Genomic DNA, 21,675 nt, shown 5'->3' with positions numbered 1-21,675 from the left:
AATGTTTGACCTGATTGAAAAGAAGGCGAAGGCGGCAGCGCTGAGTATCGTGCTGTCGTCTGTCGGCGGGCTGTCACTGGCCGCGGGCATGGCGTTCCTGACTGTTGCGGCTTGGATTTTTCTGACCGCGGTTGCAACGCCACTAACAGCGGCGCTGGTGATTGGCGGTTTTTATACCGGATTGGGGCTCATTATGATGGGTCTGTCATCCGCACGTTCCACCAAGTCAGTACCCGACGTGCGCACGCACGCTCCCTCAGAAGCACCCCCTTTGATGCAAGCGTTTTTACACGGGGTGCAAGCTGGCGCTAACGCTCAGCGGCGGTAATGCTGTTCAGCGCTCGCGTTAGCGACGCAGTCGTGAAAGGTGCTGCAACATGCACCCAATTCGACACCAGATCGAGCTGTGCTTTATCCTCGGAACTGATGAGAACAAGCCAAGACTGTGATGTCTCGATTGCCAATGACAAACCGGATTGCGCGACGCTCTCGGGAGTTCCGCACACCAGCACAAATTTGGGCGTAGCCACGTCGCTCAACAGGTCAACGGCCTGTCCCATAGATTCCACGATGGTTACAGATGCCGCGGGGTTAAATTCCCCGATGATTTCTGACAAGTCGCTGGCAACAATTGGATCCTGTTGAACCACGAGATACATGTTTTGCATGGGGCCCACCCTGACTTCTAGCAGGCACCTCTATGGTACAGATTAGCATTTCATGCATTAAACTATGACATAGAAGGAGCAATAAAACTCATGACCACGAAGTGCGGAAACTGCCCTCTACGCAAGAAGGATTTGTTTATCGAGTTCTCAAGCGATGACATCAAATTCATGGAACGCTTCAAATCTGGGGAATTGAAGATTGAAGCGGGAACGCCGCTGCTCATGGAGGGCTCGAACAGCCCTCAGCTTTTTACTGCACTCCGTGGGATGGGTGTACGTTACAAGACATTGCAAAACGGAAATCGCCAAGTGATTAATCTCGTGTTCCCTGGCGACTTCATCGGGCTGCAAGCTGGCGTCATGGGGGAAATGGGCCACTCTGTCGAGGCCACGACACCTATGACGTTGTGCGTCTTCGACCGCAGTGAATTTTGGACTTTCTTCCGCACCCATCCTGACCGGGCGTTTGATCTTACATGGCTTGCAGCCGTGGAGGAGCACTTCTTGGGCGAGGCGATGGCGTCTATGGGTCAACGTACGGCCATCGAAGCCATCGCATGGGCTCTTGTGCGAATTTTCAAGCGCGGCCAGGCCTTAGGCCTATCCCAGGGCAACACGATGCCCCTGCCTTACCGACAGCAAGACCTCGCGGATACTTTGGGGTTATCGCTGGTTCATACGAATAAAACGTTGACGAAACTTAGGGATCGCCAGTTGGCAAGCTGGTCCGGCGGTGAATTACGCATCAACAATATAGAGACCCTTGCAGAGCTGGCCCAAATGGATGTTGAGGCCGCTGTTAAGCGTCCGCTCATGTAATAAACTCGGTTCAAACGAAAAAGCCGCCCACTCTCGTGTGACGGCTTCTTCTAATTGCTGATCTTTTTCGACTAAATCGTACTTGCTGCGGATCGTGGTCCTGCGAAGAACCAAATCACGAAGCCTACGATGGGCAGCAGAAGGACCAACAACGTCCATCCGACTTTCGCACCTGTCGAGGCGCGCGACCCGATAATCGAGACGATGGCCCAGATATCAAGGGCCAAGATAATCAGCCCGCCTATTCCTGAATACTCCAACATAATCGCTCTCCTGTTTGCGTATACCTCACAACGCCAAAGGCACGGTTTGGTTCCGGAAAGGTTTAAAAATTTCATTTCTGTACTGGTAAGTTGTCTCTCCAAAATTGGATCCCATGGCCAATAATCTAGCGCCAAGCTTCAGATGTTCGACGAACAAATAGGGTTTCTGTGGAACCAATCGTCACCCCCTGACGTTACCTTTCCGAAGCACGGATACGCCGTCGCATTGAAGGAGAAAATTTATGAACCGCATTATTTACATCGTTGGCCTTGTCGTTGTCGTTCTGGCAATCTTGTCGTTTCTCGGTCTACGCTAGACCTTCAGAATGGCCGATGCGCGATCAGACCTAAGAGCGATACGCCGCAGCCTTGTAGTGCTAACGACCCTGTCGTTCTTTGTGGTCGCCTATTTCGCTCGGGAGTTAATCTTACCAATTCTCTTGGGGTTCCTTATCGCGCTGACCTTGAGCCCGGTGAATAGAGCCATTCAACGCACCGGACTTCCCGCGGCAATATCTGCTGTTCTGCTTATTTTGTTCGCGGCGTCCGGCATCGGGTTCGTCGTGTTTTTTGCAGGCGGGACAGTCTCGGAGTGGACCGACGATGCGCCATCTCTGTTACGCCAACTTAGATACAAATTGAGCGGTGTCAGCGAAACGCTGGAGGCCGTACAGAAAACATCGAAAGATATCGAGAAAATCGCGAGCGACACAGACGTCACAGTTCAAGCGGTCGCAGTCAAACCTCCAAGCCTGCTAAATTCAGCTGTCACGATCGCCGCAAGTACGGCCACCACAATTGCTGTGGCATTGATACTGGCTCTGTTCTTACTTGCCTCAGGCGATTTGTTTTACCGCAAGCTAACCCAGGCATTTCCAACGCTTAGCGGAAAGAAGCGCGCCTTGAGCACTGTATACGACATCGAACGGCAAGTCTCGGGCTACCTCCTGACCATCACGCTCATTAATGCAGGGCTGGGTATCGCGGTTGGGCTTGCGATGTGGATGATCGGGCTTGAATACGCTTATATCTGGGGCATCGCCGCGTTCCTGCTCAACTACCTCCCCGTCTTGGGCGGCATTGTCGGAACAGTGCTCGTGGCTGCCTACGCGATCGTAACGTTTGACAGCCTTTCATACGCTCTTCTGGCTCCGATTTCCTATCAAGTTCTTACTTCTTCGGAAGCCCAGTTCGTCACGCCTTACATCGTGGGTCGACGGATGGAGCTCAATATCGTTGCCGTTTTCCTGACAGTGGTTCTCTGGGGCTGGCTTTGGGGTATTGCCGGTGTGATCGTGGCGGTTCCGTTTTTGCTGGTGTTCAAAGTTGTCTGTGACAACTTCGAGAGCTTGACGGTTATGGGCAGTTTTCTGTCGTCGAACGAAAATCCGGCAACGCGTCCGGAGTAGCAGCTGCCCTCGGAACCCGTTTTATCTAGACCTCCGTTTCAGAATTCCAGTGACGCGAAAACCACAATCCGGCTTGTGGGGGGTGTCTGAAGGGCCGGAAGCGTCTTCGAAATTTAAAGCATCCGTAATTTTGGGTGGTCAGATCAAGGGTGGGAAACCGACCCTTTTCTTGATCTATTCAGAAGGCAATTTCATTGAGATCACCGAAGACAGCCCATTCTTTCAAATCGGCGAGGCCAAGTACGGAAAGCCTATTTTGGCCCGTGTCTATGATCCTGAGATGAGTATTGAAGACACAATCAAACTGCTCTCGTTTTGTTCGATTCAACGATCAAAGCGAACCTGTCCGTCGGATTGCCGCTCGACCTGCAGGTCTATGTTGGCGACAGTTTCAAGGTGGATAACAAACCTCGTACTGAGGCTGACGATGCATATTACTAAGGCGTATCTAGCGATTGGGGCGACGCACTACGAAATGCGCTTACGCAACTTCCAAGCTACAAAGAGTAAATCTGGAGCAGTAAATAGTATCACCTCGCATTTCCCTGTACGCGTTCTGCGGGTTTGCAAAATCCATGGTCTTTCACGAACCGCTTGCTTGAGGCAGGGTATTTTTCAAGCATTTTGACCGGACGAATTGGCCTGCGTAGAAGCTCCCCGCCGCAGTTGGGGCACACGTTGTTAAAGTGGTTTTCAGCGCAATCCGCGCAAAACGTACACTCGAAGGTACAGCTGCGGGCGTCTAGCGCATCGGGTGGTAAATCGCTGTCACAGCATTCGCAGTTCGGTTTGAGAATTAGCATCGCTTGTCCTTTCGGTGATCATATCGGCTAGACTACAGCGTCAGTCCTTGTCATGAATGACAATATGACCTCTATTTCTGCCAAACTTGTCGCGTTCGTTGTTTTCCCGAACCTCAAGCTTTTGGATATCACCGGACCGATGCAGGTCTTCGCGGACGCAAATCAGATATCCCCCGGACAATATGATTTGAAAGTTGTCTCCGCCAATGGAGGAGCTATTCCGTCCGATGCAGTTCTTCCGGTGGCGACTGACCCTATTTCTTCCCTTAAAGGCAATCAGATTAATACAGTCATCGTCGCAGGTGGTGCTGGTGCCCCCGTCGCTGCCGAAGACGACGTATTTATTGAACAAATTCGCGATCTCGCCGCAAGGACAGGCCGCTTGGGGTCGGTTTGCACAGGTGCATTCATCCTAGCAAAAGCGGGACTTCTGGTTGGACGGTCGGCAGTAACGCATTGGGACTCGTGTGATCGCCTTAAGGATGCATTCGCAGATATCACGGTCCAAAAAGACGCTATTTATATCAAGGATGGCGACATCTGGACCTCTGCGGGTGTGACGGCCGGTATCGACATGAGCCTTGCAATGGTTGCCGAAGATATCGGCCGAAAGTATGCACTGAAACTCGCGCGTTCGCTGGTGTGTTATCTGGTGCGGCCCGGCGGGCAATCCCAGTTCAGCGGACCGCTGCAACAACAAATCGGGGATTCCACGGGTAAGTTTGGCGATCTAAACATTTGGATATCTGACAATCTGACCTCCGACCTCTCGGTTGAAACACTGGCCGAGCAGGTCAGAATGAGCCCAAGAAACTTCGCGCGCCGCTATAAGCAGCACATTGGCGTTTCTCCGGCGAAGGCCGTTGAGGCGCTCCGCGTCGACGCAGCGTGCCGCCTTTTGGAAGAATCCGAACTTCCCCTAACTGTCATCGCCAACCGTTGTGGATTCTTCGATGATGAAAGACTGCGCCGCGCACTCATGAGAGGCCGCAATGTCGCACCGGGCGTTTATAGAGAACGATTTAGGACGGGGCCGGGTGTCGACGGCGGGGCAATCTGACCCGCTTAACCGAGCCACGCCCTATAGTCGCTGACCAGTAAGTGCATAGGGTCAACGTCCTCATCAATCGTCGCAAATCGTCCGATAGGTTCTCGGAAGATGTTATCGGTCTCGTCATCGTTCACTGTCGAGACCTCGCCGACCAGAACGTCACCGCCCTCCCCCCAGAACGCGTGCCAATCACCGGGCCGCAGCGTCACACTTTCTCCGGGGGCGAGGCGTAGTTTTTCACCGGCGGCATAGTCGCGTCGGATTCCATCGCACCAGACCGTGCCGCCCTGATCCTCGGCGAAAGCCCCGTCGTCGTCTGAGCCATAAAGCTCGATGATCAACGTCGCCCCACCACGGTTGATGATGTCCTCGGCCTTGATCACATGGGTGTGCATTGGAGACAGTTGGTCCTGCCGCGAAATCAACAGCTTTTCGGCGTAGCACATGCCACCACCGCTTCGCAGATCAGCAAGGAGCCCATTGCGAAGTGTAAACAGGAACAAGCCCATTTCTTCAAACCGGCCAGCACCGTAATCGGTAATGTCCCAGCCACAGCGGGAGTCGATCACATGTAGGGCGGTTTTGCTCTTTTGCTTGAATTCGTCCGGTGACCAATAGGCGAATGGCGGAAGAACGAAACCATATGACCGGATCATCTCGTCAGAGGTCGCGAGAATTTCGTTTATGCGTGAGCGTTTCATATAGGAGCTTTCTTCCAAACGAATTCGGTTTTTATGGCCGCTGACAGCGCAGGTTGTCCGTCTCGGTCCATGGCAACTGCATCACAGTACTCGGCACGGTGCCCATCTTCAATCTGCCTCACCACTCCACGGGCCTTGCATGATTCAGCGTCCGAATGGATCGTCGAGTGCGGGAAGAAGCGTACCCGAGCAATCGCCAAATCCGATCTGGTACCCGTCACCATGGCGGCAATGCCAACAGGCTTCCACATAGGCTTTTTTCGGGCTCTGAAATGATTCCCGTTCCAAGCAAGTCACCCACCTGCATCTGACACCCACTTGTGGTGTGATACGCAAGCTGCTGAGCAGCGGAATAGTACATTGTATTGTAGTTCGTCTTGTACGATCGGAGTGCCGTTCGCATAATCTCAAGATCGATATCGAACAGCATCGGGGCCGTCTCGCGCAGATGCTGCAACAGTTCTTTGCCGCGTGCCGGCGCATAACAGCGAAACGAAGCCAACCCACCCGCTATTACAATCCAAGGACTGATAGGGGTCCCCGTTGCTTTGGCCTGAAACGGGCTCAGCGGTTGATATTCCGAGGACTGACCGACAATCGTACCGAGTTTGAGTATTATGTCGAACCGCTGCGATGGCCTCCAGCGCAGCACATCATCATCTGGCCCCTTCAATTATCCCCATGAGCGGTGAATGTCCTTCCCCGACACGGCAACAAAAGACGCGCGCCTGTTGTAACCGGTCGGAAGATGCAGCCAGTTCGACGGCAACGCCTTTTCCTCTATTTCTTGCCGATTGTGCCGTCGAATTTCTGATCCAGATCAGTCCAGCATCAATGTAATTGTCCTGTAGAGGGGCCTCATCCGCAGCAAACTTTGTCAGGTGTTGGGGAAGCGTGTCTCGAACATGAAACTCATCGTGTTGGCCAAATACGCCTGTTCAAGCTCCGCACTCGACGCCTCTCCAAAGATGTTTTTGTCAGCCCCGTGGGGCAGCATCATATTGTGTAAAGACATGCCGTCCGGAATAAATCCGACGGGTTTGTCGTCATATATTCCGTGAATGTTGCCCATCAATTCCGACATGATATTCTTGTGATACCACGGCGGGCGGAAGGTATTTTCAGCTACCATCCAGCGATCACGGAACAGAACAAAGTCGATATTCGCGGCGCCTTCCACAATCGAAACAGCGCCACTGAGCGCAGTGACTAAACCTGCTTTAGCAACCCGTCACGGGCACTCTCACTCGCGGCATCGGCAAGGATCTGTGCTTTCAGGCCGTCCACGCCGGTAGGTGCCATCACGCCTCCGGAAACGATGGTGTCCACGAAATGCGTCATCTCTGCACGATATGCAGCCGCGTAGCGTTCAAGGAAAAACGGCTCGGTGGGCGCTCGTCGATACCCCTCCCCGTTGGCGAGTTCGACACTATGCTGAAGCTGGTTCTCAGCACGCAACAAGCCCTTTTCGCCATGGACCTCGATCCGCTGGTCATAGCCGTAGGTCGCACGACGGGAATTTGATATCTGGCAAATCTTGCCACTTGCCGTCTTCAGCGTCACTGTCGCGGTATCAAAATCGCCGGCCTCACCAATGGCTGGATCAACAACACTCGAGCCGACCGCGTGAAGCTCGACCGGATCTTCGCCCAACAAGAAGCGCGCCATATCCAGATCGTGGATCATCATATCGCGGAAAATGCCGCCTGACGTTTTGATGTAGTCAATGGGCGGTGGGGCCGGATCACGCGACAGGATCGTGACCAGTTCGACATTGCCGATAACCTGATCTCTGATCTGGCGTTCCAAATGCGCGAAATTCGGGTCAAAGCGGCGGTTGAATGCTGTCATGAACGGCACACCAGCGCTGTCGACCGCGCTTAGGCATTCCTTGATCCGCTCCACTGACAAATCGACCGGCTTTTCGCAAAAGATCGCTTTTCCGTTCGCGGCGGCCTGATGGATCAAATCGTAGTGGGTAGTTGTTGGTGTGCCGATCACAACCGCATCGATGGTCGGGTCAGTCAGCATCTCGTCGCTGCTCATCACCTTGGCCCCCAGCGACGCGGCCAGCGCGTCCGCTGCCGCTGGTACCGCATCGGAGACCGCAGCAGCGCGCGCGGTCGTCATGTTGCGCAAAGTGGCCCCGTGAACCTGACCTATCCGTCCACATCCCAAAAGACCAATATTTAGCATTTTCTTAACCTTTCAAAACAGCGAGGACGCCCCGCGTCGCTTTCACCATCGGATCGTGTGTTTCCTTGAGGATTGATACGCGATCGAACCTGTCCTTATCCGCATTCACCGCCGTGCGCATGGCCGCGCCAAATGCCATACGTAACTCTGTCCCAATGTTGAACTTGCAGATATTCGTGGTTCGCGCCAAGCGACCGCGTTGCTCCACCGGAACGCCAGAGCCGCCATGTATCACCAGCGGCACATCTGTCATAGCCTGAATGGCGGCGATCCGTTCCTCGTCCAGTCCGCCTACCTTGTCCTGCTGCAAATGCACATTCCCAACCGAAATGGCCATTGCATCCACGCCAGTTTCGGCGGCAAAGCGCGCTGCATCTTCCGGGTCGGTCCCCGCAGAGCTTTCGCCATCGGCGTATCCCACAAATCCGATCTCGCCCTCGCACGAAATTCCGGCTGCATGGGCCATATCCGCGATGGCCTTGGTTTCGGCGATATTCTCATTCAGCGGCTTGCGAGATCCGTCGAACATCAGGGACGTGAACCCGCTATCCAGCGCCTCTTTGCACTCCTCAAACGTATAGCCATGGTCCAGATGAGCGACGACCGGCACGCTGGCGGCTTCAGCCAAATACCGAAACATCGCCCCCAAAACCGGAAGCGGAGTATGCGCACGACATCCAGGGCCGGCTTGCAGGATGACCGGGCAGTTTTCCGCTTCAGCTGCCGCCACAAAGGCGCGCATATCTTCCCAGCCTAGCGTGACCAGCCCCCCGACAGCATACCCGCCTGCTTTGGCGGGCTGCATAACTTCAGCAAGTGTAACGAGAGGCATGGGCGATCCTTTGTCAGGTAGAAATCAGCGTGCAGCCGGAGCAGTGCGTTCGCTCTATTTGAACTTAGCGATCATGTCCTTGATGCCCGGAATCGTTTCGATCTGATAAGCATGAGACGGTTGGAAATACTGGACCAGCGAACGCTGTGACAAACCACCCAGAATGGTGAAGTAATACATCTGATATCCCGGCAATACAGCGCAGGGGTGATATCCGTTATCGATGCAGATCGTCGATCCATCTACGATATGGTAGGCGTCTCCGGCCTTGCCATCTTCACGCTGAAGCATTTGCACACCGGACCCGTGATTGGGTTTGAACCGGAAGTTGTAGGTTTCATCATGGCGGGTCTCGTCGGGAAGGCGGTCGGTGTCGTGCTTGTGGCTCGGAAATCCGGACCAGCCCCCTTCCCCCACAGTAAACAATTCTGACACCAACAAGCGGCCCACCTTGTCGTGGTACTTCGTGCCAAGGATATGTTTGATCTTGCGATGGGTCTTGGTGTCGTCGGACCCGTATTGCACCTTGTCCAGCTCATCCGACCGCACGGTGAACGCCTCCAGCACCTTGTCATAACGCGCACCGCAAACGAACACCTCGGCCTCATCCGACTGGCACACCATCGTGGCGCGCGCCGCAGTTGGCACATAGACGCCTTCCGGCTCGCCGTCCCAGACGTCTTCGACGCGATGCCCCAGCGCGTCCGCCTTAAAGCCTTCGATATCGACATCCACTGTGCCTGTCGCCGGTACGATGCAGGTCTCGTATCCCGGAACGGCATATTCAAACGCCTCGCCTTTCTTCAGCTTGACGATATTGAAATAGTTCAGCGGTACGGTCGGATCCTCGACATCCACGATCGGTTTGTTCTGGTTGTCAAACGGGGCGATATGCATGGAGAAGCTCCTTCAAGCGTCGGTTGGACCGGGGTGGTCGGCCAAGAATTTGTCGAGTGTAGGTGTATCAGCCATAGCCGGAGCACACCCGGGACGCGACACTGTGATTGAGGCACAGGCAGACCCTCGCAAAATTGCGTCTTCCAGCTCATACCCTTCGGCAAGAGATGTCATCATTCCAGCCATGAAGCTGTCACCAGCACCTGTGGGCTTCAGCGCCTCGACGGGATAGATACCTGTTCGAATTTCATAGCCTTGCGCAAAGGTGATCGCTCCTTCGTGGCCCATTTTATACACAACGATTTTGGCCGTGCTTTCAGACAAGGCGCGGGCTTTATCAAGGCCTTTGGAAATATCGCCGGCCATGAAGCCAAATTCTTCGTCATTGCCCACGATCATGTCGCACTCGGTCGCAGCGCGGCTCAGAACCTCTTCCGCCACTTGCGGGGACGGCCATGAATACGGGCGGTAATCCACATCAAAAATGATCGGCAAACCGGCCTGCTTGGCCAAGGCGAAGGACTTGAAGGTGGCCGTCCGCGACGGCTCGGCCGCAAAGACAGTACCCGCCGTGATCAGCGCGCCATACTGGCTGTAATCCACTGCAGCAACGTCGCTTTCATCCATCTGAAAATCGGCGGCGCCATTGCGGTAGATGACCGACTGGTGGTCGTCGACACGGCTTTCATACACGGCCAGCGAATTGCGGAATTCACCGCCAACGGGCGTCACGTAGCGTGTGTCTACCCCGTAATGCTTCAACTGGTTCGCGCAATAGCGCCCGATACTGTCATCGCTGACCCTCGTGACCAAAGCAGCCTTGCCCCCAAGCTTGCAGATCCCCGCCGCGATATTGGCCGACGAGCCACCAAGGCTCGCCGTAAACATCACGCCATCTTCGGTCTTGGTGCCGGGTGGATCAGGGAAAAAATCCATACCCGCCCGCCCCACGATCACAAAGTTATTTGCTTTGATACCTTCGAGGAGCTTTTTCATTTCTCGGCCACCGCAGTCACTCGTTCTATCGGCTGCATCTACACACCCTTTCGCTGTTTCGCACGGGTGCTTTCGACATCCTTGTGGGCGGCGCGTACCTTCGTGCTTTCGGACGTATGCGGCGTGCCAACTTCCCACCAAGCATGGCCTTGCGTGGTCCAGCCCTCGTAAGGATCGACCTTCATGCAGATCACATATGTGCGGTCGGCGGCTTTGGCGCGGGCGAATGCCTCCGCCAGCCCCGAGGGCGCATCAACAGTTTCCGCCAGTGCGCCCATCGACTTCGCATGGGCCTCAAAATCGACACTCACCTGATGCGTGGCAGTCGGCGTGTCCGCGATCAAATTGTTGAAACTCTCGTTCCCGGTATTGTTTTGCAGCTTGTTGATCACCGCAAAGCCCCCGTTATCCAGAACCAGAATGATCATCTTTTTCTGGGTCAGCACCGAGGAATAAATGTCGGAGTTCATCAGCAAATAGGACCCGTCACCGGTAAAGACGATGGTGTCTTTATCAGGCTCTTTCTCCGCTTGAGCGATACGAGCCCCCCAGCCGCCCGCGATTTCATACCCCATGCACGAAAAGCCGAATTCCACATCCACTGTGCCGATATCAAGCGTTCGCCAGTTCGCAGTCACCTCCGCGGGCAAACCGCCCGCTGCAGCCACAACGCGGTCCCGTGGATCACTTGCGGCATTCACCGCACCGATCGCCTGCGCGTAGGACGCAGGCCCGTTCTTGATGCGGGTATTTTCAGCGACGTAGTCGTTCCACTTGGCACGTTCTTTCTGCGCAAACGCAGTCCATTCAGATGGTGTTTCATAGCCGTCGAGCGCGTCACCCAAAGCAATCAGCCCCAGCTTTGCATCACCCACGACAGTCATCGACATGTGCTTGGCCGCATCATGCCGCGCCGCATTTAGCCCGATGATGCGGGCGTCATGGTCGAAAGCCGTCCACGAGCCTGTTGTGAAGTCCTGCAACCGCGTGCCTACGGCCAAGATTACGTCAGCCTTCTCGGCAATTGCATTCGCAGAATCCGATCCGGTGACACCAATCGGGCCAATGTTTAGCGCATGGTTGTCCAACAGGTTGGCACGACCCGCAATGGTTTCCACGACAGGGATTCCATGTGCCTCGGCGAATTTTGTCAGTTCGGCCACGGCGCCGGAATACTGGACGCCACCCCCTGCGATGATCATCGGACGTTTTGCGGAGCCGAGCAAAGCCGCCGCGTCTGAAATCTCCTCTACGTCAGCGGCTTGGCGACGAATGCGATGCACCTGTTCATCGAAAAATGAGAGCGGATAGTCATAGGTCCATCCCTGCACATCCTGAGGCAGGCCAAGGAACGCCGGTCCGCAATCCGCAGGGTCCAGCATTGTATTCAAAGCGGCAGGCAATGACTGTAGAATCTGGGCAGGATGGGTGATCCGGTCCCAATAGCGGCTGACCGCTTTGAACGCGTCGTTAACCCCGAAGGTCGGGTTTCCGAAATGCTCCAGTTGTTGCAGCACAGGGTCAGGCAGACGGGTCAGAAATGCATCACCACACAGCATCAGCATCGGCAATCGGTTGGCATGGGCGAGCGCTGCTGCCGTCAACAGGTTCGCCGTGCCGGGGCCAGCGGACGCGGTGCAGAGCATGAAGCGGCGGCGCAGATGCGCTTTGGCATAAGCAGCGGCGGCGAACCCCATACCTTGCTCGTTCTGCCCGCGATAGAGCGGCAGTTCGTCTTGATGGGCATGAAGAGCTTCGCCAAGGCAGGTCACATTGCCATGGCCGAAAATTCCAAACCCGCCTCCGCACAACCGTGTATTTTCGCCGTCAATTTCGATGAACTGGGCGGCAAGGTAACGCACAATTGCCTGCGCGGTCGTCAAGGTTACTGTAGGCTGTCCCAAGGTGTTCTCCTGAAAGCAGGTTCAAATTCGGGTGGGCTACTTTTCTTATTGACCACCTGTGCCAAACAAGGTTACGCATTTTGCAACCGGTTGCAATCGGTTTTTTGAGAAGGACGTTGCAATGACGGAATTGAAGGTCGGGATTGTCGGCGGTGGCTATATGGGCAAGGCGCATGCTGTAGCCTATGCAGCCGTTGGTGGCGTGTTCGATACACCGCTCCGGCCCAAGCTAGAGATGGTCTGTGCAAGGACCGAGGGGTCAGCAGAGCGGTACCGCAAATCTTTCGGATTCGCCCGCGCCACCACCGACTGGCGGGTGCTGGTCACCGACCCAGACATTGATGCAGTTATCATCGCCTCGCCACAAGAAACCCATCGCGAAATTGCCAAAGCCGCCTTTGCCCAGGGCAAGCCCGTGTTTTGTGAAAAACCGCTGGGTGCCAACCTGTCAGACAGCCGCGCCATGGTCGCCGCCGCAGAGCGCGCCGGTGCCGTAAATATGGTCGGCTTCAACTACATTCGCACGCCCGCCTCCCAATATGCCCGACAACTGGTGGCGGACGGGCGTATCGGCGAGATCACTTGGTTTCGCGGCGAGCACACAGAAGACTTTTATGCCGACCCGCAAGCTCCGGCTTCGTGGCGAACAGACGGCGATGCAAATGGCACGATGGGGGATTTGGCCCCGCACATGATCAACGCCGCGCGGGCGATTATCGGGCCGATTGCTGCGCTCTGCGCATCGGTTGAAACCGTACACAAGACGCGTGGCGACGTGCCTGTCACCAACGATGACCAAGCTCAAATGATGGTCCGCTTTGACAGCGGCGCGCAGGGGCACTTGTTCTTCAGCCGTGTCGCGACAGGCCGCAAGATGGGCTACGCCTACGAAATCCACGGAACCAAAGGTGCCATCCGCTTCGATCAGGAAGACCAGAATGCGCTCCATCTTTACACAATGGACGGGCCGGAGGCCGAACGCGGTTTCCGCAAAATCTTGACTGGCCCCGCCCACCCGGATTACCTGCCATTCTGCCAAGGGCCGGGTCATGGCACAGGCTACCAAGATCAAATAATCATCGAAGCGCATGATTTCCTGCGCGCGATCCACGAAAACCGTCCAATCTGGCCCACCTTTGCCGAAGGTATGGAGGTCAATCGCGTGGTCATGGCCGCGCTTGAGTCCAGCCAAAAGCAGGCTTGGGTCACCATCAAAGACTACTGATAAGGTTCTGCAATATGATCAAAATAGGTAATGCGCCCTGTTCCTGGGGCATCGAGTTTGCATCTGATCCGGCCTACCCGTCTTGGCAATCCGTCCTGCAGCAATGTGCCAAGGCCGGATATAAGGGGATCGAGCTTGGACCCATCGGCTACATGCCGGAAGACCCCGCCATATTGGCCGATGAGCTTGCCAAGAACGACCTCAGCATCATCGGCGGCGTGGTCTTTCGGCCCTTCCATGATGCGACGAAGTGGGATGAGGTCATGGATGCCTCCGTCCGGACCTGCAAGGCGCTTGTTGCGCACGGCGCGAAGCATCTCGTGCTGATTGATAGCATCTCCCCGCGTCGCGCCCCCACGGCAGGTCGTGCGGGCGAGGCTGAACAAATGGACGATGCGGAATGGGCCGCATTCCGCGACCGGATCGCGGCAATCGCCAAAATGGGGACGGAAGAATATGGGCTCACCGTCGGCATACACGCCCATGCAGGCGGGTTCATGGATTTCGAGCCCGAGTTGGAGCGGCTGTTGTCAGAGGTCGACGAAAGCATCCTGAAAATTTGCTTTGACACCGGCCACCATTCCTATGCGGGCTTCGATCCCGTCGCCTTCATGAAGCGCCATGTCGCGCGGATCAGCTACATGCACTTCAAGGACATTGATCCCGTTGTAAAGGCTGACGTGGTCGCCAATCGCACCGACTTCTACAAAGCCTGTGGTCAGGGAATTTTCTGCAACCTCGGCCAAGGCGACGTTGACTTCCCGGCTGTGCGGCAAGTTCTGCTTGATGCCGGTTTCGAAGGCTGGTGCACTGTCGAGCAGGATTGCGATCCCTCGATGCCCGGCACCCCGTTGGAAGACGCAGAAAGCAACCGCAAATACCTCGAAAGCATCGGGTTCTAGGAAACCGCGACATTTGCCCGAATACAAAACCTGCAAGATAGATTTTAGCGAAAGACAGATGCCATGAAGAAACTAAAATGGGGCATGATTGGTGGCGGCGAAGGCAGCCAGATCGGACCGGCACACAGGCTTGGCTCCGGACTTGATAGCCTGTTCGAGTTCACCGCGGGTGCGCTTGACCACCGGTCGCAAGAAGGCATCGACTATGGCAAACGCCTCGGCCTTGGCGACCGTGCGTATGGTGACTGGCAAGACATGCTGAGCGCTGAGAAAAAGCGCGATGACCGCGTCGATCTGGTGACGGTTGCGACACCCAACTCAACCCATTTCGAAATCACCAAAGCCTTCTTGGAAAACGGCTTTCACGTGCTGTGTGAAAAACCCATGACCATGACAGTGGAAGAAGGTGAAGAGATCGTTAAAATCGCCCGAACTACGGGCAACATATGTGCGGTCAACTACGGCTATACGGGCTATTCTTTGGTTCGTCATATGAAAGCAATGGTCGCCCGTGGTGACATCGGCAAAGTTCGGCTGGTTAACGCCGAATTCGCCCATGGACACCACGCCGACGCAGCCGATGCCAACAACCCCCGCGTCCGCTGGAGGTATGATCCGGCTCAAGTCGGAGTGTCCGCTCAATTTGCCGATTGTGGTATCCACGCGATGCACATGGCCAGCTTCGTGACTGGTCAGGAAGTGACCAAACTGGCGGCAGATACCGTTTCATGTATCGACGTTCGCACGCTCGAAGATGACGCGATGGTAAACTTCCGCATGGATGGCGGCGCGGTTGGGCGGCTCTGGACCAGTTCAATCGCCATTGGCCGCCAACACGGCCTCAGCATTCAGGTTTTTGGCGAAACCGGAGGTTTGCGCTGGTCGCAAGAGCACCCGAACCAACTCTACTACATGCCTCTTGGTGAACGACTTCAAATCATCGAGCGGGGCGAGGCGAACCTTTCGCCCGAAGCTGACCGAACCACTCGCGTCACCATTGGTCATGCCGAAGGGATGCCGCTGGCCTTCGCCAATATCTATACCGATCTGGCCGAAGCGATTACCGCGCGCAAGGAAGGTCGCGACATGGATCCGGCGGCCAATCTCTATCCAAGGGCTGAAGATGGCCTGCGGTCAATGGCGGCGGTCTATGCCGTTGCAGAGTCCGGTAAGAAAGACGGAATTTGGCTGGACGCACGCCCGCCGATGTTCAGATAAAGCGACCTCAAGCCACAGCCTTAGGATCACAACCTAGGGCTGTGGTAGTGGGCGCAAGGTTCCGCGCTCGACCACGTGACACGCGAACAGCCGCGCTTCGGGGTAGCGCGTGTCATCGTTCAACGACGATTCAATCAGCTCAATCGATGAAGCGATGATCTGCTTTATCGGGTTATGGATCGTCGTCAGGTTTATATTCTGCCAACCAGCCATTTCCATGTCGTTCAGACCAATGACGCCAATGTCTTCGGGAACTCTTTTTCCGGCACTTTGAATGGCAGACAACGCGCCGATGGACAGCACATCATCACCGCAGAAATACGCTTCGGCAGGTTTGGATTGCAGCAACTGGGTCATCTCTGTGCGCCCAGCATCAAAAGAATAGTTGCTGGCGAAACTCACCGACAACTCAACATCCGGCGCTGCTGATATAACTTCCTCGAACCCCTTCAAGCGGTCCTGTGTCGAAGTCGCGGTTTTCGGCCCCCCCATGAAGGCCAACCGCTTATAGCCTCGGGCAAGAAGTGTCTTCGCGGCCAACCGGCCTGCTTCGATATTGTCGATCCCAAGCACATTGACCTTGGGGCTTGCCGATTGTCGGCCAAAGGAATGGACCACAGGAACGCCCGCGTCTTTAAAGGCTTCTGCAAAGCTGGCGGGCAATGTGGATGACGCGACAATCACCCCATCGACCGAATATGCGCGCAGCATTCGGATCGAGTTTTCCGGACTGACCTCATCCGTGAGGTTGACCAGCAATGGCCTCAAGCCACGGGCTTGCAACCCCTTGGTGAAACCGTCGAATACTTCCAAAAAAATAGGGTTGTGAAAGTTGTTGGAAACCAGCCCGATCAATTTGGTTCGGCCAGTTGTCAACGATGACGCCAGTGCATTCGGGCTATAGCCCAAAGCGTCAGCAGCCTTTTGGACCTTTGATCGGGTTTTTTCCGATACCGATGCACCTTCGGTAAAGGTGCGGGAAACCGCGGAGCGGGAAACGCCTGCGCGCTCTGCAACGTCTTTGAGCGTGACCGCCAAATTATGCCCCCCAGTCCAGTTTTATGTATCCTTATCCATTGCTGCGACCGCTGACCAGTCAGCGGTCCAGAATTTCCAGGCCGCTATTCCAGCCATGCCCCAGAAGATCACGCCCCAAAGGGCCGCGCCCGACAAGAATTCGAACGCCCCCCAAAGCGCCGGAATGGCGACCGCCAAAACCCGCCGCCACACGGGAAGAAAGAACGGAATATCCAGATCGAACAGCTTAAGCCGCACCTTCATACTCCGCGCCAGTTTTTGCCCCTGTGATGTAGGCCACCACATCCTCGCCGTTGGTGTCTTCCTTGTTGAGATTAGCGACCATGCGCCCCCGACGAAACACGATAATCCGGTCGACCAGATCAAACACCTGCCGCATGTTATGAGAGACAAGGATCAAGCTTTCGCCCTGCTCCTTTAGGGTGCGGATGATGTTTTCCACCTGCGCGGTCTCCTGCACGCCCAAGGCAGCGGTGGGCTCGTCCATGATGGTCAGTTTACTTGCAAACGTGGCCGTGCGCGCAATGGCCACGCATTGGCGCTGACCGCCCGACATATTGGCAATGGTGTTTTTGATGTTGGGAATTTTAACGCCTGTCTTTTCAAGACCGGCAATAGTGTCTGCGCGCATCGCTTTGTAATCCAGCATACGAAACGGCCCTAAGAAGTTCCATTTCGTCTTTTCACGGCCCAAGAACAAGTTGTCAGGCACATTTAGATCATCGGCCAGCGCAAGAGTTTGAAACACCGTTTCAATACCAGCTTCGCGAGCGTCCAACGGCCCGGCAAAATTGACCTTCTCCCCATCAAAGACGACCGTGCCACGGGTGCGCTGCTCGACACCTGTGATCTGGCGAACGAATGTGGATTTGCCCGCGCCGTTGTCGCCCATGATGGCAACATGCTCCCCGCGTTTGAGGACGAAGTTCGCCCCCTCCAGCGCATGGACCCCGCCATAATGCTTGGTCAGGTCCGTGGTTTCCAGAATAGTATCCGACATCTCTAGACCCCTTCCTTAAGCTTTTGCTGCAGCGCGTTTTTGCTGCCATTGATCAAGTGCAACAGCACCCACGATAATGCACCCAAGCACCATTTCCTGATAGAATGCGCCCAAGCGCAGGAAGGTGAAGCCGGACGTGATAACCCCGATGATCAGGGCTCCGATCACGGTGCCGATAATCGACCCGCGCCCGCCAAACAGGGACACGCCGCCAATAACCGCCATGGCAATTGCATCCAGTTCATAGGAGAGACCCATACCCGATTGGGCGGTCAGGTTTTTGGAGGTCAGGATCACCGCAGACAAACCTGCCAGCATGCCCGCAATCGCGTAGACCAAGACCAGATGGCGCGGCACGTTGATCCCGGACATTCTCGCCGCCGCCTCGTTCGAGCCGATGGCGTAGGTGTGCTTGCCGTAAATTGTGTAGTTCATGACGAGGTGGAACAGCACGGCCAATGCAAGGAAAATGATCACTGGCATCATGCCAGCACCGATCTTGGCATAGCTCTCGGTGGGAAAGGAAACAGGGTTGCCGCTGGACCACCACTGCGCAACACCGCGCGCAAAGAGCATCATGCCGAGGGTCGCGATAAACGGGGGAATGCGCGAATACGCCACAAGGATTCCGTTTACTATCCCTGCCAGTATCCCGCATCCAAGCCCTACAAATATGGGAACAAGCACAGGCAAATCCAGAAATGCCGGGCCAAAGATCGCCTTGGGGTTGGGGTTGCCGTTCACGACCGACACCTGCGCGAAACTCATCGCGATCATCGCGGTCGCACCCAGCACAGAGCCGGACGACAGATCAATACCAGCCGTGATGATCACCTGCGTCACGCCAAGGGCGATAATGCCCACAATGGCGACCTGAATGATGATAATCCGCAAACGCTGCTCGTTGAAGATGCTGTCAAAGCGGTCATTGCTATCGAACAAAAGACTCTGTCCGACGAAGATTGCGCCGAGCACCTCGAAGATTCCGATAATCAGAAAAAGCGCGGCCAGAACATTCAACTCGTTCGGCCATTGGCGCTTGGACTTGTCAAAAGTCAGCCCGCCTGTCCCGTGGCTTGTGTCTGACATGGGTCAGCTCCCCTTAAATATGATGGTTATGAGGTTTGTCGGCTTTGCAGGGCAATCCGCTGACTGCCCTGCAAATCGTGTCGAATTCCAAACGCTTAGTTCAGAAAGCTGTCGATGTTCTCAGGTGTGACCAGTTTGAACGGGATGAAGACTGTTTTGTCGACTTCTTCGCCTTTGATCAGCTTGAGCGCCGTATCAATGGAACCTGCCCCCTGACCTGCAAGGTCCTGAAACACGGTGACGTCCAGGTCACCAGCTTGCATCGCAACCAGCGCATCAGATGTCGCGTCTACGCCGCCCACCACAACATCATCCATAGAGATGCCCGCAGCCTTCATGGCCTGAATGGCACCGATAGCCATTTCGTCATTGTTGCCGAACACAGCATCGAACGGCTCGCCAGAGGAAATCCAGTTGGTCATCAAGTCGGATGCTTTGTCACGGGACCATTCGGCGGTCTGCTTGTCGATCAGAGTGATGAAATTGCACATGTCCATGCCGATGACATCTTCGAAGTCTTTCGAACGCTGAACAGCCGCTTGGTTGGAAAGCTGGCCCATTAGCATATAGGCTTTGGCACCGCCTGATTTGCCCTGCGCACGCAAGTCTTGGCACATGCGGAACGCGGCCAGCGTGCCGGACTCGATCTCATTAGATGCAACAAAGGCCTGACCATCCGGCAAAGTGTCCATGTTGACGGGCTGACGGTTGACATAAACCATCGGAACACCAGCGGACGCAGCAGCGGCTGACATCGCTTCGGTTGCGTTGGTGTCGACAGCGTTCACGATGATCGCGTCAACGCCGGAGGCGATGAAGTTGTTGATCTGGTCTAGCTGCTTTGCCACGTCGTCTGTGGCATCTTCGATTTGCAAGCTGACACCGTCCAGCGCTTCTTCATGTGCGGTCATGCCGTTGCGCATCACTGTCAGTCCGTTGTCGTCAAAACGTGCAACAGAGACGCCAATTTGCTGCGCCATCGCAGAAGTGCCCATCAGGACAGTCAGGCCGGCGGTAAGTAGTAGTTTCTTCATGATTTCCTCCCAGAAACGTGCCCGGCACACGCGAAAAAAGAACCGGGACCCCTTAGGGCAATTGGCTCAACGTCACCTCATGCGGCCAGTGCCTGACAGTCGGTTTCGATGAAGCGTTTTGACTTCAAAAGCGTTGCTCTTGGGTCGGTGATAGCGTGGGCCCGGCGCGAAGGCCTTGGCCAAGATCGGGCCGCGTTTGCCTGTCGCGTGCAATCCGGTTTCAGGAACAGTCCTGCGCATTCGGCACCACCTGCATCAAATAGACCGGTTGCAAATTGGTTGTGCAATTTGACGCCTACACAGCCTAGGGCCTCTGCCACATCGAAGAATTCCTCAAACGGTGAATTCGACGCCGTCATGCGATTTAGCGCAAGATGCAACATAAAGGTGGCGCCCTCCAATCTGGTTTGCCCAATTATTGAATCACCTTAGAGGCGTTACAATAATTTTGCAACCGGTTGCATTTTAACCCCTCCAAAACATTCAGAGGTCCGTAATCTCTCCATCATTTGGATCGAACAGAACTTCACCCCGCCTAGGAATTCCTAACCGAGTTTATGCTTATCGTTTGAGGGGGATTGGTGCTGACGGCCCCTTGATCAGTCCGCAGCCGCGATAAATCTCGCAAAAAATGCAGCGGGGAACCATCTGGACCCCCGCTGCATGTGTCGCCTTAGAACGGGCTGTCTGGGTAGTAGAACTCGGCCGCGTTGTCTTGTGTGATCAAAACAGAACCGATGACGAAGGTACCGGATACCGGTGCCGTCGACGTCAAACCAACCGCAGTCATTTCAATCGCTGTTGCAATCATCGCAGGCGGATAGGTGACGTTTGCCGGGATCATCGCGTCACCGTCGCGTGTGCGCGCAATCATCTCTTTCATGCCAGCGCCACCCAGTACGAATTTGATGTCGTCGCGGCCCGCAGCTTCGATGGCTGCAAGAACACCGATCGCCATGTCATCATCAGACGCCCAAACAGCGTCGATCTGCTCATGCTTGGACAGGAAGTCCTCCATGACCACAAAGCTGTCATCGCGGTTCCAGTTGCCGTGCTCCATGCCGATGATCTCGATGCCGGAGCCTTCGATTGCTGCTTCAAATCCGGCAACGCGCTCGTTGTCGATGCTGGTCGGGATGCCACGGAATGCAACGATCTTGCCGCCATCGGGCATGGCCGAAACCATGTATTCGCCCGACACTTTGCCGAAACCCGAATTGTCGCCCGCGACGTAAAGGTCCTCGATGCCTTCAATGGCCAAACCACGGTCGACAACCGTGACCCATGCACCGCTGTCAGCGACGGCTTTTACAGGGCTTGTCAGTGGCTCGGATTCAAATGGCAGCACGACCAATGCGTCGATGTTGCGGGTCGCCATCATGTCTTCGATGTCGTTGACCTGTTTCGCCGGATCGGATGCTGTCGCCAGAACGAAATCCAGTTGTGGGTAGACGGCCTCAAGCCGGTCGACAGCTTGTTGCGCGTGAAAGTTCATGCCGCCGGCCCAGCCGTGGGTCGCGGCCGGTATGGACACGCCAATAACTTTCGTGTCCTGCGCAAATGCTGGCATCGCGAGTGTCGCAGCCAGGGCGAACGCACCGATTGAATTCGTGAGTTTCATGGTTTTCTC

General features: G+C 55.4%; 22 protein-coding genes and 3 pseudogenes. 8 read left to right on the top strand and 17 right to left on the bottom strand.

All coding sequences use genetic code 11. From position 1 onward, the window contains the following. Position 1 precedes the first annotated feature (1 nt). On the top strand, positions 2–328 hold the full coding sequence (locus BDE40_RS15205; RefSeq protein ID WP_134015900.1) for a phage holin family protein: 327 nt from the start codon (positions 2–4) through the stop codon (positions 326–328). Here BDE40_RS15205 and BDE40_RS15200 read toward each other — a convergent pair. Beyond that, positions 309–668, bottom strand: a complete 360-nt coding sequence (locus BDE40_RS15200; protein ID WP_134015898.1) for a hypothetical protein — start codon at positions 666–668, stop codon at positions 309–311. The two genes, BDE40_RS15205 and BDE40_RS15200, sit on opposite strands and share 20 nt — an antisense overlap. A gap of 90 nt (positions 669–758) precedes the next feature. Between BDE40_RS15200 and BDE40_RS15195 the strand changes: the two genes are divergently transcribed. Next, positions 759–1,487 carry a Crp/Fnr family transcriptional regulator gene (locus tag BDE40_RS15195; RefSeq protein WP_134015896.1) on the top strand — a complete coding sequence of 243 codons (729 nt, stop codon included), beginning with the start codon at positions 759–761 and terminating at the stop codon, positions 1,485–1,487. Positions 1,488–1,558: 71 nt separating this feature from the next. Here BDE40_RS15195 and BDE40_RS15190 read toward each other — a convergent pair whose 3' ends face one another. Then, positions 1,559–1,750: a PLD nuclease N-terminal domain-containing protein gene (locus BDE40_RS15190; RefSeq protein WP_211342444.1), complete on the bottom strand. Its 192-nt coding sequence runs from the start codon at positions 1,748–1,750 to the stop codon at positions 1,559–1,561. A gap of 326 nt (positions 1,751–2,076) precedes the next feature. On the opposite strand from BDE40_RS15190, the gene BDE40_RS15185 reads away from it, so the two are divergent. Beyond that, complete coding sequence (locus tag BDE40_RS15185; protein WP_134015894.1) at positions 2,077–3,159, top strand: AI-2E family transporter; 1,083 nt, start codon at positions 2,077–2,079, stop codon at positions 3,157–3,159. A 91-nt stretch (positions 3,160–3,250) separates the two neighbouring features. Beyond that, positions 3,251–3,669 (top strand): annotated as a pseudogene (locus tag BDE40_RS18575) (peptidase); the annotation flags it as partial. Positions 3,670–3,689: 20 nt separating this feature from the next. Here the strand turns inward: BDE40_RS18575 and BDE40_RS15175 are convergent. Next, a complete protein-coding gene (locus BDE40_RS15175) occupies positions 3,690–3,962 on the bottom strand; it encodes a DUF1272 domain-containing protein (protein WP_134015892.1) in 273 nt (90 codons plus the stop codon). Positions 3,963–4,014: 52 nt separating this feature from the next. Here BDE40_RS15175 and BDE40_RS15170 point away from each other — a divergent pair, with 52 nt between their 5' ends. Next, the gene (locus BDE40_RS15170; RefSeq protein WP_211342443.1) at positions 4,015–5,022 is read left to right on the top strand and encodes a GlxA family transcriptional regulator; all 1,008 of its coding nucleotides are present in this window, start codon (positions 4,015–4,017) and stop codon (positions 5,020–5,022) included. A gap of 5 nt (positions 5,023–5,027) precedes the next feature. Here the strand turns inward: BDE40_RS15170 and BDE40_RS15165 are convergent, their stop codons facing one another. The 8 genes and pseudogenes from BDE40_RS15165 to iolD all read right to left on the bottom strand — a co-directional run bounded on the left by BDE40_RS15165 (position 5,028) and on the right by iolD (position 12,539). Then, on the bottom strand, positions 5,028–5,714 hold the full coding sequence (locus BDE40_RS15165; protein ID WP_134015890.1) for a D-lyxose/D-mannose family sugar isomerase: 687 nt from the start codon (positions 5,712–5,714) through the stop codon (positions 5,028–5,030). Between the two features lie 144 nt (positions 5,715–5,858). Further along, positions 5,859–6,492 (bottom strand): annotated as a pseudogene (locus tag BDE40_RS15160) (fumarylacetoacetate hydrolase family protein); the annotation flags it as partial. Between the two features lie 2 nt (positions 6,493–6,494). Further along, a pseudogene (locus tag BDE40_RS15155) lies at positions 6,495–6,927 on the bottom strand (homogentisate 1,2-dioxygenase domain-containing protein); the annotation flags it as partial. Beyond that, positions 6,924–7,910, bottom strand: coding sequence for an inositol 2-dehydrogenase (gene iolG / locus BDE40_RS15150; RefSeq protein ID WP_134015888.1), 987 nt, complete (start codon positions 7,908–7,910; stop codon positions 6,924–6,926). The gene iolG and the pseudogene BDE40_RS15155, both read right to left, overlap by 4 nt. A gap of 4 nt (positions 7,911–7,914) precedes the next feature. Then, entirely contained in the window at positions 7,915–8,742 is an 828-nt protein-coding gene (locus BDE40_RS15145; RefSeq protein ID WP_134015886.1) for a class II fructose-bisphosphate aldolase, read from the bottom strand. A 54-nt stretch (positions 8,743–8,796) separates the two neighbouring features. Then, positions 8,797–9,639 (bottom strand): 5-deoxy-glucuronate isomerase, encoded by an 843-nt coding sequence (locus tag BDE40_RS15140; protein WP_134015884.1) that lies wholly within the window; start codon positions 9,637–9,639, stop codon positions 8,797–8,799. A 12-nt stretch (positions 9,640–9,651) separates the two neighbouring features. Then, complete coding sequence (gene iolC, locus BDE40_RS15135) at positions 9,652–10,635, bottom strand: 5-dehydro-2-deoxygluconokinase (RefSeq protein ID WP_134015882.1); 984 nt, start codon at positions 10,633–10,635, stop codon at positions 9,652–9,654. Between the two features lie 38 nt (positions 10,636–10,673). Further along, positions 10,674–12,539: a 3D-(3,5/4)-trihydroxycyclohexane-1,2-dione acylhydrolase (decyclizing) gene (iolD, locus tag BDE40_RS15130; RefSeq protein ID WP_134015880.1), complete on the bottom strand. Its 1,866-nt coding sequence runs from the start codon at positions 12,537–12,539 to the stop codon at positions 10,674–10,676. A 121-nt stretch (positions 12,540–12,660) separates the two neighbouring features. On the opposite strand from iolD, the gene BDE40_RS15125 reads away from it, so the two are divergent. The 3 genes from BDE40_RS15125 (at position 12,661) to BDE40_RS15115 (ending at position 15,884) form a co-directional block, all read left to right on the top strand. Then, positions 12,661–13,764, top strand: coding sequence for a Gfo/Idh/MocA family protein (locus BDE40_RS15125; RefSeq protein ID WP_134015878.1), 1,104 nt, complete (start codon positions 12,661–12,663; stop codon positions 13,762–13,764). A 14-nt stretch (positions 13,765–13,778) separates the two neighbouring features. Next, the gene (locus BDE40_RS15120; protein ID WP_134015876.1) at positions 13,779–14,666 is read left to right on the top strand and encodes a sugar phosphate isomerase/epimerase family protein; all 888 of its coding nucleotides are present in this window, start codon (positions 13,779–13,781) and stop codon (positions 14,664–14,666) included. 63 nt (positions 14,667–14,729) lie between these two features. Next, positions 14,730–15,884, top strand: a complete 1,155-nt coding sequence (locus tag BDE40_RS15115) for a Gfo/Idh/MocA family protein (RefSeq protein ID WP_134015874.1) — start codon at positions 14,730–14,732, stop codon at positions 15,882–15,884. Positions 15,885–15,917: 33 nt separating this feature from the next. Here BDE40_RS15115 and BDE40_RS15110 read toward each other — a convergent pair whose 3' ends face one another. The 6 genes from BDE40_RS15110 to BDE40_RS15085 form a co-directional block, all read right to left on the bottom strand. Then, on the bottom strand, positions 15,918–16,922 hold the full coding sequence (locus BDE40_RS15110) for a LacI family DNA-binding transcriptional regulator (protein WP_134015872.1): 1,005 nt from the start codon (positions 16,920–16,922) through the stop codon (positions 15,918–15,920). A 21-nt stretch (positions 16,923–16,943) separates the two neighbouring features. Continuing rightward, a complete protein-coding gene (locus BDE40_RS15105; protein ID WP_211342442.1) occupies positions 16,944–17,165 on the bottom strand; it encodes a hypothetical protein in 222 nt (73 codons plus the stop codon). Further along, on the bottom strand, positions 17,149–17,922 hold the full coding sequence (locus tag BDE40_RS15100; protein WP_134015871.1) for an ATP-binding cassette domain-containing protein: 774 nt from the start codon (positions 17,920–17,922) through the stop codon (positions 17,149–17,151). Before BDE40_RS15100 ends, BDE40_RS15105 begins: the two co-directional genes overlap by 17 nt. Before the next feature lie 15 nt (positions 17,923–17,937). Further along, positions 17,938–19,011, bottom strand: coding sequence for an ABC transporter permease (locus tag BDE40_RS15095; protein WP_134015869.1), 1,074 nt, complete (start codon positions 19,009–19,011; stop codon positions 17,938–17,940). Between the two features lie 95 nt (positions 19,012–19,106). Continuing rightward, positions 19,107–20,045: a substrate-binding domain-containing protein gene (locus BDE40_RS15090; RefSeq protein ID WP_134015867.1), complete on the bottom strand. Its 939-nt coding sequence runs from the start codon at positions 20,043–20,045 to the stop codon at positions 19,107–19,109. A gap of 673 nt (positions 20,046–20,718) precedes the next feature. Further along, the gene (locus BDE40_RS15085; protein WP_134015865.1) at positions 20,719–21,666 is read right to left on the bottom strand and encodes an ABC transporter substrate-binding protein; all 948 of its coding nucleotides are present in this window, start codon (positions 21,664–21,666) and stop codon (positions 20,719–20,721) included. Positions 21,667–21,675 lie beyond the last annotated feature (9 nt).

Origin of the sequence: Litoreibacter halocynthiae (assembly GCF_004365635.1) — a bacterium.
Taxonomy (GTDB): Bacteria; Pseudomonadota; Alphaproteobacteria; order Rhodobacterales; family Rhodobacteraceae; genus Litoreibacter; species Litoreibacter halocynthiae.
The sequence above is the reverse complement of the archived record's forward strand: the minus strand, read 5'-3'. Positions and strand labels throughout refer to the sequence as shown.

Bases quoted from the DNA above. Each gene is read 5' to 3' on its own strand.
- BDE40_RS15205 (WP_134015900.1), top strand. From the start codon at position 2: ATGTTTGACCTGATTGAAAAGAAGGCGAAGGCGGCAGCGCTGAGTATC.
- BDE40_RS15200 (WP_134015898.1), bottom strand. From the start codon at position 668: ATGCAAAACATGTATCTCGTGGTTCAACAGGATCCAATTGTTGCCAGC.
- BDE40_RS15195 (WP_134015896.1), top strand. From the start codon at position 759: ATGACCACGAAGTGCGGAAACTGCCCTCTACGCAAGAAGGATTTGTTT.
- BDE40_RS15190 (WP_211342444.1), bottom strand. From the start codon at position 1,750: ATGTTGGAGTATTCAGGAATAGGCGGGCTGATTATCTTGGCCCTTGAT.
- BDE40_RS15185 (WP_134015894.1), top strand. From the start codon at position 2,077: ATGGCCGATGCGCGATCAGACCTAAGAGCGATACGCCGCAGCCTTGTA.
- BDE40_RS15175 (WP_134015892.1), bottom strand. From the start codon at position 3,962: ATGCTAATTCTCAAACCGAACTGCGAATGCTGTGACAGCGATTTACCA.
- BDE40_RS15170 (WP_211342443.1), top strand. From the start codon at position 4,015: ATGAATGACAATATGACCTCTATTTCTGCCAAACTTGTCGCGTTCGTT.
- BDE40_RS15165 (WP_134015890.1), bottom strand. From the start codon at position 5,714: ATGAAACGCTCACGCATAAACGAAATTCTCGCGACCTCTGACGAGATG.
- iolG (WP_134015888.1), bottom strand. From the start codon at position 7,910: ATGCTAAATATTGGTCTTTTGGGATGTGGACGGATAGGTCAGGTTCAC.
- BDE40_RS15145 (WP_134015886.1), bottom strand. From the start codon at position 8,742: ATGCCTCTCGTTACACTTGCTGAAGTTATGCAGCCCGCCAAAGCAGGC.
- BDE40_RS15140 (WP_134015884.1), bottom strand. From the start codon at position 9,639: ATGCATATCGCCCCGTTTGACAACCAGAACAAACCGATCGTGGATGTC.
- iolC (WP_134015882.1), bottom strand. From the start codon at position 10,635: ATGAAAAAGCTCCTCGAAGGTATCAAAGCAAATAACTTTGTGATCGTG.
- BDE40_RS15125 (WP_134015878.1), top strand. From the start codon at position 12,661: ATGACGGAATTGAAGGTCGGGATTGTCGGCGGTGGCTATATGGGCAAG.
- BDE40_RS15120 (WP_134015876.1), top strand. From the start codon at position 13,779: ATGATCAAAATAGGTAATGCGCCCTGTTCCTGGGGCATCGAGTTTGCA.
- BDE40_RS15115 (WP_134015874.1), top strand. From the start codon at position 14,730: ATGAAGAAACTAAAATGGGGCATGATTGGTGGCGGCGAAGGCAGCCAG.
- BDE40_RS15105 (WP_211342442.1), bottom strand. From the start codon at position 17,165: ATGAAGGTGCGGCTTAAGCTGTTCGATCTGGATATTCCGTTCTTTCTT.
- BDE40_RS15100 (WP_134015871.1), bottom strand. From the start codon at position 17,922: ATGTCGGATACTATTCTGGAAACCACGGACCTGACCAAGCATTATGGC.
- BDE40_RS15095 (WP_134015869.1), bottom strand. From the start codon at position 19,011: ATGTCAGACACAAGCCACGGGACAGGCGGGCTGACTTTTGACAAGTCC.
- BDE40_RS15090 (WP_134015867.1), bottom strand. From the start codon at position 20,045: ATGAAGAAACTACTACTTACCGCCGGCCTGACTGTCCTGATGGGCACT.
- BDE40_RS15085 (WP_134015865.1), bottom strand. From the start codon at position 21,666: ATGAAACTCACGAATTCAATCGGTGCGTTCGCCCTGGCTGCGACACTC.